Source organism: Candidatus Kryptoniota bacterium (assembly GCA_036567965.1).
Classification (GTDB): Bacteria; Bacteroidota; Ignavibacteria; order Kryptoniales; family JAKASW01; genus JAKASW01.
In genome coordinates this window covers 14217-31803 of sequence record DATCTN010000013.1, presented here as the reverse complement: position 1 = coordinate 31803, position 17587 = coordinate 14217, and the positions used below count along the sequence as shown (strand labels likewise).

Here is a 17587-nt window from a genome sequence, read left to right as displayed (position 1 = left end):
TTATCATTTTTGAATCGTCTTCTCAAATGTCCATTTTGATTCTTGCGCCCAAGATGACGCTGTCTGCGCCGGCGTATGGGAAATACAAATAGCCGCCGTAGAAATATGAACCGCAAACGAAGAGGACGTTGTTGACCCCGAGCGACACATTCCCCTCCGTCTCAGCAGAAGTTTCAGGAATCATTAAGGGCTCGACCTTTTCCAACACCTGGAACCCGCCGTCGAGACTGAATACACATAGACCAAGGTCATATTCCCGAGCGCCATTGATCTTGTAATGCCCGGTGTGATACAGCATAAGAAACTTATTATTTGATATTTGCAGAGGCGGTGCTCCGGCGCCGATCCAGGATTTCGAGAATCGTGCTGCTTCATCTGCTCGGAGAGCGACCCCATCATCCGTCCATTCACCGAAGATCCGGGCCGAATGCGCAATATGAATCGACATTGGGTCCTTTCCTTCCATCGGTCTGTGCAGCATTTGGTATTTGCTGCCGACTTTCTTGGAAAAGAAGACTGCATTCTTATTGTCGATCTCGTTCAACTTCCCTTTCAGAACTCCGAATTTCTTCCAGCTCACGAGATCATCTGAAACTGCCAGGCAAATATTAATCTTGTTTGCGTGAGTGGATCCATGCTCTCCTGTCGCTTTCGATGAATATCCGGTATAGAGCATGAAGAATCTATTCTTGATTCTGATTATTCTTGGGTCCTCGACGCCGAGATCCTCATAATCGTTTTCCGGTGTGACAATCGGCGCCAGATGTCTGTACAGTAGTTCGAGTTCCGGGGTCAGAAGCGCCAGCCCCAACCTGGAACGGCGAAAGTCCTCGGCCTCCGTCGTGATTCCCTGCGCCCTGTAGATCAACACGCAGATTGCCTTGCTGTTTTTCAAATTCTCGAGCAGATGTTTTGGCAGGGACAAGTTTTCGAGGAGACGGGAGATGTCCGACTTTTCGTTCAGAAGAAAGCACGCCGGATTGAATACAACTTCACTTTCCCACGGATGCTCTCTTACGGCGGACAAGATCGGTTTTGAGTCGTGCAAACGTTCCACGTTAAGCACTTCGGGTAGAACTCGGTCATTCATGTCTTGTCTGGATTATTTCGTGATGGAGATTTGTAATAGTTCGGATAGTTATTGAATTGAAAAACCCGTTGCGTTCATTTTAAAAATCACTTTGCGTCCGTCGATTTCATAAATGTAGCGTTCGGCGTCAAACGACGGACGACTTATCAGTTTTATACTTTTGAAATCGGCTCCGAGCCTTTTCAGATCTACCATGGTCAGCAACGCTTCGATGGTGGACTCGGCCCCGGAATTCCTGTTGACGTGAAGCGAATCCTCGGTACCGTCAAAGCAAATTCCGCTTCCAGAATTATAGAATCCTGTCTTCGCAGTATTGTTGCCGAGAAACCATGAAGCGAGAATGGAAGCAAGCGTTTTGAACCTGCGGTCGTGCGTAATCTCGAACGCTTCGGCCGCTGCAGACACAGCAGGCTGGATTGCGTATGCGATCTGACCTGAATAGTCCAAATTCCTTCCGGTCCTATCGCAGGATCTAAAGAAGAGAGATCCAGCCCAACGCGGGAAGAAGGATTCCAACTCCTGAAGCGCTTTCTCGGCCACCGAGCGGTCATTCGCCAATCTTGAATATTCCAGTATCGCCGCTGATTGTGAATTCGCCCATCCGTGCCAGCCATCATGGTTTGAAAGAAACATGGAGTATGGTCGGGTTCGGCGACTCCCGGATTGAAGTCTCATCATTCCATCGCAAAATTCTTCCGACATCTTGAGGTACCTTTTGTCTCCGGTTGCACTGTAGAGTCGATTCAACCCGAGCACGAGCTCAGAAGCGGCATCTCCGCCATCATTGTACAGCAGCCATGTCGGGTAGCCAAGGCTGTCGAGTCTGTCGTAATTGGTCAAAATGGAATCGAGTTGCGGAAGTGATCTCTCCGCGGCAGAGACGACCTCGACATACATTTCATGATTTCTATTCTTGAAGTATGTCGACGCTTCACCGAGAGCCCAGATCGCTCGAGCCGCCCACCAGCCGAAGCACGCATAACTTGTCCGACCCGATTCATTAATTTGAATCTCTCCGCCGCTTCTCTGGAGAAAATTGTAGAATCTACCGTCGCTCGTCTGCATGCGGAGGACAAAATTTATTAGCCCGCGGATTATCTTTTCGTCCTCGGATTTTCCATACACCTCATTATACCTCATGAAGAAAACTGCGGCACGGGCGGCGTCATCAACGCAGGCGAAACCTTCTCCTTTGGCATCAACCGGCTCGTAAGCGGGGTAGTTAGAATAAATATCCACAACAGCTATCGAGTCGCCGTCGAATTTCAATTCTTCAGTGAGTGCCAGAAGGTGTGCCTTGTTGACAGCAAGTGGTTGCGAAACTGAAACCGAAGCCGAAATTAAAAGGAGGAGAAGTATCGGGCTTTTACTCTTCGCTAACACTAATCTCCTTCATTTCATTCTGACGAAGTTCCAGATCTACACCCTTCAGATGAGCGTTAACCGGGATGGAGATATTTCCTTCAAATCCCGTAGATGAAAATGCGAATATCTTCTTCCCAAGCTTATCTGCAAACTGAAATACTCGTACGCCCGCCGAGTCTTCGAAATGCTTGATCGAGCCCACTCTGACCGGAAGTCTCGAGCGGACTTCCAGGTTTGTGAAAATCATCCCGTCAAAATAAATCGCATCCAACCTGCGACCGATCACCGGAAGATCAAAGACACAAAGGAACTTCCACCCATCCGGCAAAGCCGGATCTATTGTCACTTCTCCATCAACGATTTCCAGTCCGAGCAGACCTTCAATCCCCAGCCAGAGAAAAGAAGGAGGCATCCAGGGGCTCATTCCCATGCCCATGCTTTTGAAATTGTCGCCATGAAGCCTTTCCGGGAATTCACCCGGTATCACATTACCGAATTTCACCGGAGATTCCGGCTCGCTTATTTTGTAGATGCGTTCCATCGCTTCGGCGACTCTTTCGGGATAAAATGGTCTCGCGGCCATCGCAAACCATGCAGTCAGATTCGGCCAAACACCTCCCATTAGATTCATACCCGACTCCGGGTTGTAACTGGGATCGGATTTCGCAACCGTCCTCGCTCCATAGTCGGTCCAGAGGTCAGCCTGGAAAAGTCTTTCAACGACGCTCCGGTTTGATGTCTCATTCCCAATTTCGAACATCGCAGGGAAGACCAGGTCGCCCGTCAGGTCATCGTGAAGTTTCCCTTCCTGGTCGATATTGAGGTAGAACAGGCTCGATCCGTCCTTTCGCAGTTTTTTCAGAATATTACTTTCCAGCTTTTTCGCTTCTGATTGGTACCTTTCTGACAGAGAGGAGCTGCCAACCGATTTCGCAAGGCGGGCGGCAGAACGAAGAGCCGCACAACATTCCGCATTAATCTCAGTCACGAATCCGGTCAGGTTATAATCATCTATAATGTTTCGCCAACTCGCTATTCCCCACACGTTCACGCCGTGCGCATCACAATATACAAGTCCGTCGTTAAGCTGACTTATGATATAATCCGCAGCATGTGCGGCCAGGCCGACAGCCTTCAACCTGAAATTCGCATCTCCGCTGACTTCCGCGTGATGTTCAAGCGCCAGTATGAAAAGAGGCGTGTCGTCGTTTATGTTCAGGTCGTAGTCATGGAGAACCGGTTTATCTTCGTCGGCATGGATGTATTCAGTCAGCTTCCCTTCGGGATGAAAACAGAACTGCTCACCGAATTCAATAAGTCTTCCGGAGAATTCCGGGGACAGGAAATCACAGCCCATAGCATACCATGCAAGATCCCGGACAACGACAATATCCTGAGGTGGATCATTCGTGAAGGCGAATCCAGATCTGAACTTGTGCTGAACACGAAGAGTGTTCACCTTTGCCCAATAGATTCCTCTGTTTATTGTGCCGCTCGGGGTGAGAAATTCGGAGCGCGAAAGCATATCGTGGAGTGCTGATGCGGTACTCTCCTTCAAAGAAGCGCTTTGTCCGAAGAAATTCTTCGCGTTGATTTCTCTCTTTCCCGCCGGATCCAGCGCCACACCAATATTAAACTTCCTTGTTTCATTACGCGAAAGTAGGAATTTGAATTCGGCCCGGACGGATTTGTCATCGACGACACTTACCTCGCCGTCATCTGAAAACAGAACCCTCGTCGTCTTCTGGCTGCCGGCATCTTTAGCGTAAATCGATCCGGCGGTGTGATCGATCTTGAATTTCCTCTTCGTTTCTTCAAGTGGCGGTTTCTTCGTGAAGAGCGATGAAGCCACCGGTGGAAAATTGAATTCCGCCGAAATCCCTATCGTCTTTTGAGAATCGGAAAGATTGTTTATCTCAATTTCGATAAATATTGATTGCAGCTCTTTCACGGAGGAGTTGGACAAGCTGGAATAAGGGAGCCAGATCTTTTTCGCGAACCGGACACCGCTTCCCTCGAAGTGAGTCGACTGTTCGCATTCAGCGAATATCGTCTCGACTGGTTTGGGCGCCCGGGAGTCCGAGCTGAATTGAGTCGACAATCTTCCGAGATAGAATCTGTTGTCTACTGACGACCAAATTCCGTGGATGTTGCTCTCGGCGTCCAGCTGAACAAATGTAAATAAGTTGCCGAGATTGGAACCCGCATGTAATTTTTCTACCGGATAACGATAAATCAAATCGATCCTTTCATGGTATTATCTTCTGCCATACATCATCTATATTAGGAAAAGCTTTACGAGGGAAAGTCCCGCCGGTCTTGAAGAAGAGAACTTCTACGGGATTGTGCCCGGATTGAGGTGGCAGGGCGAGCCTGTCAACTACCGAGTAAATTTCCTTGACTTTGACATATTGTCGCGCGAATGCAATTGTGTGAAGGAGACTCGACCTCGTCATGAATTCGACATAATCGCATTTCGCGTCATCGTATTTCTCGCCGAGATCGAGTGTGGTGTCGCCGCTCTTCCCGTAGTCGGGATAATTCTCGAGAAAATATCTCGCAACGCTCTCCGAGTCGGTCCTCATCAGTCCGCTTAAATGCCGCTGAAGCGACAGGTACGATAATTTCGCGTTCCATTTCTTCATCTGACTCTTGTAGGTCTCAGATCTATTCAAACCTTCCTTGACGGTTTGTTTCACCAGGAGCTTGTCTCTGAGCATTCGCCAGACGTAACTCTCAACAATACTCATGATTTTATTTCTCGTGTCGGCGGCAATATTAAAGTTCGCGCTTCTCAAGTTGTACCACTCGAAGAACTCACCAAGGTTAACGTTCCCTCCATTGAAGTCGATCAAAGGGACAGAACTGTGATTTCGAACCTGGTCGCCGCGAATGGGTCCGGCTTCGGACATCAGGAGGCGTGACAAGTGCCAGTCGTCGAACTTATCGCGCGGCAGATATTCTGATGCAATGTTTCCGCATAACAGGTTGAAAGCGTTCCGCTTGATAACCGGCTGCACCGACTTCATTAATTCTTCAACATAAGCATCAGAAGCTATGTCAGCCTCATGCTGCTTGATTTCATTCTCCAGCTGCTGACTTAGATTCGTCTTCTCGTAATCTGTTGTTATTGGTGAAAGTGAAGTTTCATCGATCCTAAAAATATAGTAGCCGTCCGGTCCCCTAACGGGTTCAGAGACACTCCCTTCCTTTTCTTCGCTCATCATTTTGAGGATTTCGGGCGAATTCATCTTGAGATGGAAATAGTCTGTGGCTTTTCGAAAACCGCCGGACGAATCAGCTGCTGCGTAAACAGAATCGAACCCGAGTTGGGCAACTTCCCGGGTCAGCCTGACACTCCCAACTGTAACGACGACCAGAGAGTCAAGAACAGGATCGTCCATCGATTTAAATCTAATCGAGTCGGGACTTGATGGTGCATTAATTCCGGAAGTTGAGAGGCCGGCAACGGCAGCAATCAAGAGAACAATAGCACTCATCCCTTGACCCCGGATGAAACGAAACTCTGAATGAAATATCGTTGGAAGAAAGAATATAACAATAGAATCGGGACGGCGAGCATTGTAGAAGCAGCGAGTTCAGCGCCGAGATGGGATTCAGCTTCACCGCCGAGGACAAAAATCGTTATTAGCTGCGGAAGTGTCATAAGGCTCCGGTTACGTATTACGATCAGAGGCCAGAGGACATCATTCCACGACGTCAAGAATGTAATTATGGCGACGGTCACGACTGCCGGTCTCGAAAGGGGTACGACAATTTTAAAGATCAGCTTCAATTCACTGCAGCCATCGATCCGTGCCGCCTCGATCAGCGAATCGGGAAGCGACAGGAAGAACTGCCTGAACATTATAATTGAAACTGCGGTCATCATGTTCGGAAGTATCAATCCGAGGAGGTTATCCGTCAGACGGAATTTTACGATCATAGTATAAAGAGGAATGAGAGTGAGCTGGAACGGGATCGTCATAGTAAAGATAAGAAAGACAATAAGATATCGAGCGCCTTTCCAGTTCACTTTCGCGAGCGCGTATCCGACGATGGCACCGAACACAACGACACAGAACGTCACCGCGGTTGCGACAATCAAGCTGTTTACGAAGGATCTGAGAATAGGTATTCTATCAAACACGAGTGAATAATTCGAAGACGTAAAGTGAGATGAGTAAAGCCCGAGGTTCATCACGTCAAAATCGGGCTTAAGAGATCCTGATAGCATCCAGAGAAAGGGATACAAAAATATTAAGGCGAAAAATACGAGGAAGATATAAGTGAATGCCTTCGATCCTCCCTTTTTCATTCCGCCCCCAAGAATTTTCTTTGAATGAGTATAGAGAGAAGAATTACCAAAGCAAAGACGAAACCGAGCGCGGCAGCGTAACCGAGGTGGCCGAATGAGAAAGCCTGGTTATAGACGTATAATACGGAGGAGAGTGTTGCATTGAGCGGACCGCCGCCGGTCATAACGAACGGCTCGACAAAGAGGGAAAACCCGTTAATAGTTGAGAGCACGACGACAAGTGTCATTGTCGGGGCCAGCAGTGGTATAGTTATGCTGACAAATTTGCGATATTGGGACGCGCCGTCCATTGTCGCCGCTTCATAAAACTCGTCGGGAATTCCCTGGAGTCCCGCGAGGAACATGATTGTGTAAAGCCCGACATTTTTCCAGGTCGCCATGACGGCGATAGAAGGCATCGCGAACGTCGTGCTGGTGAGCCATGGAACACGAGGGAGGTGAATCGAGGTGAGGATACCGTTCAGTATTCCGTTGTCGTAAGAATAGAGTTGCAGCCACACAATAGTCACCACGACTCCTGAGACTACTACCGGCATAAAATATACGGCCCTGAAGAATCCTCTCAGCAGCTTCACCGAGTTCAATGCCACAGCGAACAGAAGTGCAAAGAAGATTTGCAGCGGGATGTGGATCAACAGGAATTGAAGAGTATTAAGGAGTGAGCGGTAGAACAACGAATCATTAACCAGCCTGACCAGGTTTTTCAATCCGATCCATGTCGGAGCCGACATACCATCCCACCTGTGGAAAATCAGGAACACCGAAAACAGGAGCGGGAATATGACGAACATGAGAGCGTATATCAGGTATGGAGCTGACAGGGCGAAACCAAGCTTGCCTGACTTCCTCATCATTTGTCCCAATTGAGGATCACGTTGACATTTCGCATCAGGTTGTAGGCGGCAAGTGAGGGATCGCTCACATTATAAACAGAACATTTTTCGAACTCTTGCGAAATTGCGTCGAAGATCTCTTTCTGGTCAGGTGTCTGGTCCACTTCAAAAGCGTACGGAACTTCCTCTGCAAAAATCTTCATGTCAGGATTGCTCTTGAAGAAACCTGAGAAGTCTTTGGATGTCAGGATATTCTGCCGAACGGGAAGCTGACTTGCGATCCTCATCAATTCAAGGTCTGCGTGGTCACTCAGGATGAACTTCAGAAATTCCCACGACTCGCGAGGATGTTTTGTAGTGCTGAATATGGCAACGCATTTGTGGTCCCCATACGTGTCGACCGGACCGACGTGACCGTCAGGGACGGGTATGGGCACGACTCCGTAATCGAGCCGCCCGCCATAACTCTTCTTTATGTACGATATCGTCCATGGGCCGACAAATTCGGACGCGACGACACCTTCCATGAAAGGATCGTATGAAAAATATGTCCTGGGGAAAAATCCTTTCTGAAAGCAAGTCCTGAAGAAATTAAATACTTCAGTCACCGCCTGAGTATCTGCAACCACCTCACCGTTTCTCGCGAAAGGTTTGCCGCCGCACGCCGCCTTATAGAAGGCAAAGAAGTCGAAAAAACGCTGCCACCACAAGGGCCTCACATCACGATAACACATCCAATGATCTATGATCCCGTCTCCATTCGCGTCGTACGTCAACTTGGGTGCATCCCTCAGGAATTCCGAATAGGTTCGTGGAGGACTCTCTATTCCGGCCTTTTCAAACAACTTCTTGTTGTAAATCATCATAGTCGGATTTGTTTTCCACGGAATCTGGTAGAAATTCCCGTCGACCGATTGATATTGGAGCTGGATTTCATTTCCTACGCGAACGGAAACGAGAGAATCAAAATCAGGAAAGGAATTCAGCTTCACAAGTGCACCGGCCCTCGCGTATTCCGGCACACTTCCCGGCCAGATGTTCGAGCAAACGTCGGGAGTTGTCTTCGCAGCAATAGCGGCCATCAAAACTTCTTCGCTTGAAAGATTGACCGGCAGCGGCTGCATGTGCACGACAACATCGGGATGAGACTCGTTCCATTCGGCCACAAGTTTATTGGCCAGTTCAATCTCTTCAGGATTCGGAGCTGCCCAGTACGTAAGATCTATTTTGTTTGGGTTCGCATCCGACCTTGTCCCGGTACTGCCGCAGCTTAACTGAAGGACAGACAGGAACATGACAGGAACCGCAAGCCGTACACTAATCGGACAAATTCGATAAGTCCTCTCAATCAAATGCGGATAGCCCTTGGTTTGATTCGATGCAGCTCAAAACTCAAAATATGCACTCTCGACCTGTTTATCAAAAGTGAAAGGAAGTGTGACCTGATAAGCGCTGTCAAGCGATTCACTGATGACCTGAGTACCGCGATCAGTCCCGCCCAACATTACTTTTCGAATGGGGGTTGGTGACACAACTATAATCTTCGACTTCTGGCCCACCACACCTTCTACCAGGATGTTCAATATCTTCGAGTGCCCGGCAGCGCGCACTTGATTTACGATGCAGGAAGCACCGGCGACATACGGAGCAGAGGGCACTCCAAGTTCGAGATTCACCTTTCTGATATCTCCAGTCAAAATGGCGGACTGACAGGATTTGCCGTCGACAATAATTTGTTTGAAGAATTTTCCCGACCCACTCAGCGTGATCCCGGCAAGCTGGCCCTTATACGCGAGATCATATTGGACACCAGTAAATTTCACGGGGACACTCGGGCTGAAAGAAATGTTCCATTCATTTTCATGGATCCCCATCAGGTGGTAAAGGCAGTTCAGGTACCACCCGCCAGCCCACAGGAAGTTCGGCTTGTCGATTTTCCCATAGTCAGGCGAGTTCGGATCGGAAAAGCGATACTCGTAGAAAGATGGTTGGCCATGCGGACTATGCTCAATGCCGGAGAGAGTGAAGTATTTTAGGAGCGACTCGAGTGCAGAATCGGCATGGCCAAGTTCGATCAGACCGAGTATGTACCACGCTGTGGTCTGCGGCCACACTGCGCCGTTGATATAAACAAATGGCGCGCCCACTTCCCCTTCCTTGAATTTGTAGAGACTCGTAAGCTTATCAAAGTCTGGAGGCATCGCAGTTCTAACACCGAGATTCGGGTCGACCAACTCCCGGCGAGCTGTTTGCATTAACGTTTCAGCCTTCTTCTCATCCAACAAATCATAGTCTACTGCGACGAGTGGTCCGGCGTAGTAATGCATGTCTACCGAATTCGTGTCATAAGTATCGAGCAGGTACCCCGTACGATTATCCCAAAGCCGATCAACTAGGTCGACCTTGAGTGAGTCGGATATATTCAGACAGTGGAGAGCAAAGGCTGCATCTTTGTGGAGTGACTCAGCAACGAACGAATACTCTCGCAAGGCCCTTACCATCAAAGCTGTCAGATAAGACCTCGCGCCATAATTGTCGCCGATGTCCCACCAATCCGGTCTTGTTGAATACACCAGGTTGTTGGGTCCTATGTTAGAAAGTGTCATGTCGACACTTTTTCTGAGGACAGGATAGATTTCAGCCAGAGTTCTATTGTCGCCGCTGTGTTTCAAATAAGTTCCGCAGAGAATCATGAACCAAAGATGATTCCAGTTGTCGGCGGACGCAAATTCAGTCTTGAACCCATCGTCACGCCAATAATAAGCGTGAGGAAGTACCGAGTCGACCCGGGTCAGTGATTTTATATAGAGGAGATCGTGTTTGACGCGGCGGACATCGTAAAAAACTGCGCCAAGATCCGTCAGAAGCACATCGTGCGTAAAGAAAAAGTTGTATTCTGCCGGACAGGGCATCGGTACAATGGAACCATTAATATAATGCCTGTCGGTTGCAAGCGTCGCTTTCGACCAGTATGCAGTTTGCTCGAGGTTTTTATCAGGCATGGATATTCTCGTATCATGGTACACATATCGTTGGATGCGATCTTCATTTTTGGCAACGCTTTTATACCAGTAGTCCGATGCCTTCGCTCTCATTCTTCTTTCTTCGTCTGTTTTACATGAGCCGACGAGCAAAACAATTTCCAATTTACCTGAAGGGATCAAAAGTTTTGAATAGCTAAAACTTGCCCGGGGATTAGCCATTATCTTCAGATCGTCATTTCCTTTCACTTTAGTCGGCACATCGCCGGCGTTTACAACGAATACCGATGTGGAATCTGTATCACGATACTTAAAATCTGCCACATACATTTTACCAGCATCAGCATATCTAAATTCAGCAGTGTCTTTGAAAGCGTAAGTTTGACAAGTGCGAACAACGGTAGAGAGTTTTACGTTGACGTTAAATTTCTTTTTCTCCGTGGATCGATTCGTGAACTTCACCCTGACAACCATCAAAGGTAGGTCATCACAAAATTGATAGCTGTAATTGACAGTGTAAGTTTCTTTATCCTCAAAAAAAATTGCCTGGTAGGGTGTCCATGAATAGACACAAGGCTCGACTCCGACAGTATCAGTTCTCTTATCCACATTCACCACGATACTGAACGGGTGAGATTCTCCCCTTTTCCAATAATCTGTACTCAGGTCAATACTATTGGCAACGGGATAATAAAAACTTATACGAGATGGAAGCGGGAGGCTATGGTGGAATTCCGCGCCGACATAGTTCCCGCCGACTTCGACTTGTCCATATTTCCCGTCGAATTTCATAGCTAAATTATCCGTCCCAGAAAGTTGTGTTTGCGCTAGAATTAAACCCGGGAAATATATTAAGGAAATAATGATAAAGAGGATGTCCTTGAATTGCGATTCCGTTTTCAATCCGATCATTCCCAATCCTGCCACGAGTAATCGATTGAAGGATAGACCGGATGCGGAAAAGTTCCTCCCTTCCTCACGGTGTAAACATCGATGGCACTCGGTTCATCATTGTTCTTCACGAGAATTTCATTCAGAACTTTTGTATTTATCTCAATCTTGTAATCTTTCTTAAGCTGCTGAAGTTTTCTAAAAAGCTTAGCGATCATTTCCTGCGTTTTGTCGACGTGATCATTTTTATTTCCTGCCGGCAATTCGACGTTCCATTCAATGGATTTTTCAATCTCATCTCTGACAACCGCATAAACGATTTTGTCCTGCCACCAATCCGCCTGCTGTTTTATAATATCCAAATTTTGGTAGCCTCTTGAATAAGCCCTCTGAACAAGTAGATGATCTCTTACCATTTGCCAGATCATTTTTTCGAGCGAAGCGGAGAAGGGATTAAATCCGGTCTCGTCGAATTTCAAGTATGCATCACGCATCTTGTACCAGTTTATGAAATCGCCGAGAAAAATATTTTCGTTAGTCAGCGTTACAAGAATCAATTTGGAAAAGTCCGGGGACTTCACGGAATCGAAACGCCCAATTTCACTTTGCATCCTATCGTCAAGTTTCCATGCTTTAAATTTATCTTCCGCTAAAACATAACTACCCATGTAAGAACGGAGAATGTCAAAGGCCCTTGCTTGTATTACCGGATTATGCTCAAGCATCATTGCCCTGACATACTCGTCAGAAAGGGTGTCAGCGGTATCGATAGTTAGAGCCTGACGTGAATCATACTCTTCTTTTTCAAATTCTGTTTGTGTTGTAATCAAATTCTTCCAGACATCTACGAGCTTGAAAAGGTACCAACCGTCAGGTCCTTTAATCGGCTCGGAAATATCTCCGGCTTTCATCTTAGCGACATCTTTGAACATCGCCAAGTTGCGCATCCTCAGCTTAAACTCGGTTTCTTCCAGCGACCTTTGATCTGCGTAAACGACAGAGTCCTTCAACTGCAGATTAAATAACGAATCGAATGAGATCCCATTTCCGAGTTCAGTGACATAAAAATCCATGCTGTCGGCAGTTGGAGCGTAAATCCATTTCAATTTGTATGTAATTTTATTTTCTTCGGTGGCTCTGTTAAGCATGTCTGCCGGTATTGTCACTTTCCTTAGAATGTCGTCTTTATACATTTCCATCGAAGCCAAATCACCTTCGATGGCATCGAGAAGGTCCTTAACTCTTGCGGAATCGGCGAATCCTTCTTTGTAGCCCTCCATTGCAAGCAGCTTTTCATTTATCATATAATTTAGATAGCGGCGCTTGGAATCCTTTTCCCTCTTTACAAATGCCGGACCGAATTCGTAGCCGCATAAAAATTCCCTTACGGTTATTTTTTTATTTCCAACTTTCGCAAGCACAGTATTTCCAATTGGAGATTTATAAGCAGTATCAAAATCTATCCCTTTGGTTTTGGATTTGTTTTCAGATGAGAAGCCCTGAAAAAAACCAGCAAGCAAAATGATCAAGGAGCATATTAAAGCGGAACTTGTCCTGGAATTACTTTTCATTGCTTTACAATTCAATATTTTCAAACAGTATTATCTCAGCTTTATCTAAATCGATCACAAGTAAGAGCTCGTATGTAATTTTGTTCTGTGATTAGAATTCAATGGCAACAGAAAAGAATTGGACCCCTTCGAGAATGCCAAAATTTCTGTACGCGTAATCGAACTCAACGACATCCGTACTAAAAAGCATCTTGGAGTTTACACCAATACCCAAAGACAACCCGCCTTGACCTGTATAGAGCGGCTGCCGGAAGAAACTCTTATCGGCTGACCCTGTATTTGGATCAACGAAATAAAGAGATTGGAAACCTGCACGTAAAAACAAGAATTCCTTGAAAGCGAATTCGGTCCCGATATTCAATGTCTCATAGTTATCATTCGGATGAAGAGCATCGATTGCGATTGTCCATCTGTAATCATCGGTCTTTATTGCGTTTGTTGATACTCCGATTCTGAACAGCAAGGGGAGACCCCACGAATCAAGGTCAATGCTGTAAGGGATTTGATCATTTGATCCGTATATCGACGGATCAACCTGAGCAAAAGTTCGGGTATCAATTCCAGATAGTTTCATCGGCGTACCAAAGTTGGAAATTGACGCACCTATTATCATTCCGCCGAATAAATCTGTTTTGAACAAAGTTCCGATATCGAAGGCAAAAGCGCTGCTCGACATGTGCCAGATTGATTCCTGGATGTACTTGCCATTGAAGCCGATTGAAAAACGGTCGGTCAAAGTTCTTGCGTAAGAAACTCCGAGAGCAAGATCCCCTGCACTAAAATATTCTCCCGTCCCTTCGGGTTGTTCAACCGTCCTTACTTTATCATCAGGCATGGAAAGTGAAGTAAAACTGAAACCGATATTCCCGAAATCACCCAAGGGCAGCACAAGTCCTGCCCAATCAAGATTTGTAGAAGCAATCCAATTAGCATGAACCACAACCGCATCAGCGTTTTCAAGTTGAGCGATACCGGCGGGATTCCAGTAAATAGAAGTTGCATCTGCAGCGCGAGTCACGTAAGCAGATCCCATAGCATTGGCGTTTGCACCGACGCCAATTTCCAAAAAAGTTGCTGCAGTTGTTCCCGTTTTTGAAACGCTTACTTGCGCGAAAGACGAAGCAACGTATATTAAACCTATTGAAAGACAGAGTAAAAATTTAATTTTCATAAACGCCTCTCAGCCAAAATTCCGCCCAGCGTGTTCATTTGATTACAGCGAACCTGCCGATTTTCTTTCCTAATTGTGACTCCACTACAAAAACATAAATTCCGAAGGAGATATCCATTCCATCTTTTGAAACAAGATTCCATGGCTCTTGTCCGTCTGCAAAATTACTTTGATGATGAAGTGTTTGAACAAGATTTCCGCTTAGCGTAAAAATTCTTATCGTGCAATTGTTGGGAAGGTGAATAAAGTAGACTAACCTTTCTCCTCTTCCTACTTGCTGTGAAGCCGGTTCCCATGAAGCTGCTCCTGGATATGGATTCGGAACTACTGCAATGTCGTTCATGTCTTGGAGAAATTTCGATTTGTCAAAGTACGATGCTTTTGTTGTGAACTGATAATATTCGCCGGTCCTGAACGGTTTGGTAGTGAAAAGTTCGTAAATGTCACCCGGCTGAGGAGCCTTTTGTTTAGCAGCAGCGATGGAAGTATCCTGAATCAATGAGATCGACCACCCGACATGACGGTTTGAGTTACTGGTTACCTTCCCGCTAATAGAATCACCCGCGATAATAAAGATAGCATCTCCGGCATCGAATTGTTGATCGTTATTGTTATCGAAGAACATGAACTGCATATGGGGAATACTATCGGTAACATCCTTAATAATTACGTTGGAAGGTATCGGCTGAGCAAAAACACTTGTCGGGTATGAAGTATCTCCCTGTCCCGGCTGAGTAAGGGTAATTTCAAAATCTGCCGGAAAGTTTACACGTTGACCTGCAAAACTATTAGCGTACCTGGGATCAAATCCAAGTTGGACTATGTAGCTGCTGCTTCCAGTCTGCCAGCTGGATTTACTCTGGTTGATTGTAACGCTTGTGTCGTTATTTAGTCCTATGCTCAAGCCATCGATTACCGGAGTCATGGCTTGATTGCCTATGAATTGGGTAAAACGAACGAGCGTATCATTATCCGAGTAATTGATCACCGCGTAATATGGAGCAGGGTCGGCATGAAATTTAGAATTATCCTTGAACACCACACGGTATGTGTCATAGTTCTTTATTGAATCCGGATTAAGTATCTGGATCGATTCGGTACCTGTACCGGGACCGCTCGCAATTACAGAAGATATTCCAGGGGGAACATAACCAGCCGCTGGTGCACTGGGAATAACTACGGCGGTATTGACATCCGTTGTGTAATGACCAGCCGCATCTTCCTTTATAATGCTGGTTGTCTCTGCGGGAGGTATTCCTTCTTGCTGACCGGCAACGTTTGTGGTCAGAAAACCTTTATCGTAAGCACATACAGCATAAAAATAAGTTTGTCCGTTTTCGACGGTAGTATCTACGTAAGAATGCTGAAGTCCGGAGTTGTCTCCCTGATAAAACATAGCACCGTTTACAGAAATCGGAAACAACCCGCTGACACTATCCACAAGATCAAATTGAGCGAGAGGCTGTCTGAATGTCGGTTTGCCATAAGCATCGGTAATGATCTGGTCTTCAAGAAAATTAGGGTCGGTAGAACGGTAAATTCTGTAGCCCTCAAAATTTACGCGCTGATAGAAAGCATCGAACGTACGCTCAGCTCTGTCATCCCAATACAAAGTAACTCTGTGGTCGCCGGCAATTGATGTGACAATCGGCTTGTCGGGCGGTTTAGCAAAATTATAACTTGCGTTATAAATAGATTGGACTGTATTCTTTCTTCTAAAGAGGTCATCTGCGTTAATTCCAAAAATTAACGCCATGGAATATCTCTGTGTTTCGCCTGTCTCTTCAATTTGTCCCTGCGATTGCGAATAAGTATTCCTGCCATCCATATGGAACATATAGCTTGAAAAATAATTTGCCAGGTTTACTCCAACTAAAGTTTGGCCATGAGGAGAAGGCAGAGCCGACAATGCACCCCAGTTTCTTTCATCGTTATTCAAATCGTAAGTGTGAACAGCAGCTATCAAAAATCCTGTTAAGCCAAGCTGGTCTGATTCGTCTTTATCCAATATACCAAAATGAGGCTCGCCCTGGTCCGGTCTCAAATTTCCTTCGGTACTGTCCGCATCAGGACCTGTGTAATTGGCATCATACGGACCAATACCATCACTGCCGACATCATCATACTGCGGATTCCAATTTCCATTTTCATCACCGGGCCACCACAATTTATTTTGAACCGCAGGAACGTCATCAATTGACCCGTAATTAAAAAACTTTAAGAAGGCAACAGTATCGTGAGTTGCAATGAACGCCGCTTTTACCCCGCCAGGTGCAACAGGTGGAACGCCATAGAGCTTTTGTAACCTTTCTGCGTAAGGCGATGACGCTTCGTAAATAGGGCCATGAAGTTCGGGGTAATGCGGCCAAGTTGCGGCGGGATCGTCTCTGGTTTCGTCAATCATACCATCATGGTCGTTATCGATGCCATCGTAATCTATTCCCGGACTTTCGAGAAACGCATAGCCAGCCATTCCAACAGGACTCCAATGTCCGGGGCTTCCATAAGAAACTGTTGACCATGCATAAGAAATATTTAATAGCTGATCATAATCTCCCGCGTTGTTCGAAGAGTTGTCATGACCGCCTATACCCCAGTCGACATATTGAGCAAATAGAGTTTTGGGATAGTCGGTAGTGCCCATGTTCGTAATTTCATAATACCAGAAGATTACGTCTTCGGCTAAAACCTGGGACCACTGGAACCCTCTTCCGTGAACCTGCATCCCCAATCCGCCTCTTGTGGTATCTTCAGCATCCGGGTGAAAGCCATATCTATTTATGTAATCGCGGTCTTCATTGTCATCGAAAACAAAGTATGATTCGAGGTCGGCATTTCGAATTCCCTTTCCAAAGAAGCCGTCCCACGTTCCATTCCAATCGCTTGGTCTGTCCGGCCAAGTTGAGGGCCACGTGGTTGGATCGTCGCTTCGTGCAACGCTGGATTGATTTGGGTTTGCGTAGCCTGGTAGTGGCCACCAGCCGTAAGTAACTCCGGTAGCAGGATTATACCGAGTATATTCGTAGTAATTAGTTTCAAGCGGATGAAACGTCTGTCCATCCTTGTTTACTTCTGACTGGACTATAATGGCGACACCATCGACATAAGTATGGTTTGTCCCTTTGGGCCACACACCGCTCAATGTCGGCTCGTTCTGCCAGTCGGCAACTTCACCGAAGTTGTAAAAGACGGTCTGGACGAGATTGCCGTCCATCATTCCCATTTTAGTATAGTTATGATTGCCTTTATTCTTATCGACAATTTGCTGTGCAAAGCTTCTTGATGAACATAAAAGTATTATTCCGACAAGAAGGAAAAAATAATCTGGCGACCATTTAGTTTTCACGGCAACCTACCTCAAAGTTCT

Annotated in this window: 11 protein-coding genes; all 11 read right to left on the bottom strand. The window is 46.4% G+C overall.

Translation table 11 applies throughout. The annotated features are described in order from the left end of the window. Positions 1–22: 22 nt before the first annotated feature. Positions 23–1090: a glycosidase gene (locus VIS48_05140; GenBank protein ID HEY9165526.1), complete on the bottom strand. Its 1068-nt coding sequence runs from the start codon at positions 1088–1090 to the stop codon at positions 23–25. Positions 1091–1138: 48 nt separating this feature from the next. Then, complete coding sequence (locus VIS48_05135; protein ID HEY9165525.1) at positions 1139–2473, bottom strand: hypothetical protein; 1335 nt, start codon at positions 2471–2473, stop codon at positions 1139–1141. Then, positions 2457–4694 (bottom strand): hypothetical protein, encoded by a 2238-nt coding sequence (locus VIS48_05130; GenBank protein HEY9165524.1) that lies wholly within the window; start codon positions 4692–4694, stop codon positions 2457–2459. Before VIS48_05130 ends, VIS48_05135 begins: the two co-directional genes overlap by 17 nt. A 10-nt stretch (positions 4695–4704) precedes the next feature. After that, positions 4705–5955, bottom strand: coding sequence for a hypothetical protein (locus VIS48_05125; protein ID HEY9165523.1), 1251 nt, complete (start codon positions 5953–5955; stop codon positions 4705–4707). Beyond that, complete coding sequence (locus tag VIS48_05120; protein ID HEY9165522.1) at positions 5952–6773, bottom strand: carbohydrate ABC transporter permease; 822 nt, start codon at positions 6771–6773, stop codon at positions 5952–5954. The genes VIS48_05125 and VIS48_05120 overlap by 4 nt, the downstream gene beginning before the upstream one ends. Next, positions 6770–7624 (bottom strand): sugar ABC transporter permease, encoded by an 855-nt coding sequence (locus VIS48_05115; GenBank protein ID HEY9165521.1) that lies wholly within the window; start codon positions 7622–7624, stop codon positions 6770–6772. Before VIS48_05115 ends, VIS48_05120 begins: the two co-directional genes overlap by 4 nt. Beyond that, positions 7624–8901: an extracellular solute-binding protein gene (locus VIS48_05110; GenBank protein ID HEY9165520.1), complete on the bottom strand. Its 1278-nt coding sequence runs from the start codon at positions 8899–8901 to the stop codon at positions 7624–7626. The genes VIS48_05115 and VIS48_05110 overlap by 1 nt, the downstream gene beginning before the upstream one ends. Positions 8902–8991: 90 nt before the next feature. Further along, complete coding sequence (locus VIS48_05105; GenBank protein HEY9165519.1) at positions 8992–11499, bottom strand: amylo-alpha-1,6-glucosidase; 2508 nt, start codon at positions 11497–11499, stop codon at positions 8992–8994. Continuing rightward, on the bottom strand, positions 11496–12899 hold the full coding sequence (locus tag VIS48_05100) for a peptidylprolyl isomerase (GenBank protein ID HEY9165518.1): 1404 nt from the start codon (positions 12897–12899) through the stop codon (positions 11496–11498). The genes VIS48_05105 and VIS48_05100 overlap by 4 nt, the downstream gene beginning before the upstream one ends. 241 nt (positions 12900–13140) lie before the next feature. Continuing rightward, positions 13141–14220, bottom strand: a complete 1080-nt coding sequence (locus VIS48_05095) for a PorV/PorQ family protein (protein ID HEY9165517.1) — start codon at positions 14218–14220, stop codon at positions 13141–13143. A gap of 34 nt (positions 14221–14254) precedes the next feature. Continuing rightward, a complete protein-coding gene (locus tag VIS48_05090; protein ID HEY9165516.1) occupies positions 14255–17566 on the bottom strand; it encodes a hypothetical protein in 3312 nt (1103 codons plus the stop codon). Between the last annotated feature and the right edge of the window lie 21 nt (positions 17567–17587).

What these genes read in the sequence shown, in the direction of transcription:
- VIS48_05140 (HEY9165526.1), bottom strand. Translation starts at nt 1,090, where the DNA reads ATGAATGACCGAGTTCTACCCGAAGTGCTTAACGTGGAACGTTTGCAC.
- VIS48_05125 (HEY9165523.1), bottom strand. Translation starts at nt 5,955, where the DNA reads ATGAGTGCTATTGTTCTCTTGATTGCTGCCGTTGCCGGCCTCTCAACT.
- VIS48_05120 (HEY9165522.1), bottom strand. Translation starts at nt 6,773, where the DNA reads ATGAAAAAGGGAGGATCGAAGGCATTCACTTATATCTTCCTCGTATTT.
- VIS48_05115 (HEY9165521.1), bottom strand. Translation starts at nt 7,624, where the DNA reads ATGAGGAAGTCAGGCAAGCTTGGTTTCGCCCTGTCAGCTCCATACCTG.
- VIS48_05110 (HEY9165520.1), bottom strand. Translation starts at nt 8,901, where the DNA reads ATGTTCCTGTCTGTCCTTCAGTTAAGCTGCGGCAGTACCGGGACAAGG.
- VIS48_05105 (HEY9165519.1), bottom strand. Translation starts at nt 11,499, where the DNA reads ATGATCGGATTGAAAACGGAATCGCAATTCAAGGACATCCTCTTTATC.
- VIS48_05095 (HEY9165517.1), bottom strand. Translation starts at nt 14,220, where the DNA reads ATGAAAATTAAATTTTTACTCTGTCTTTCAATAGGTTTAATATACGTT.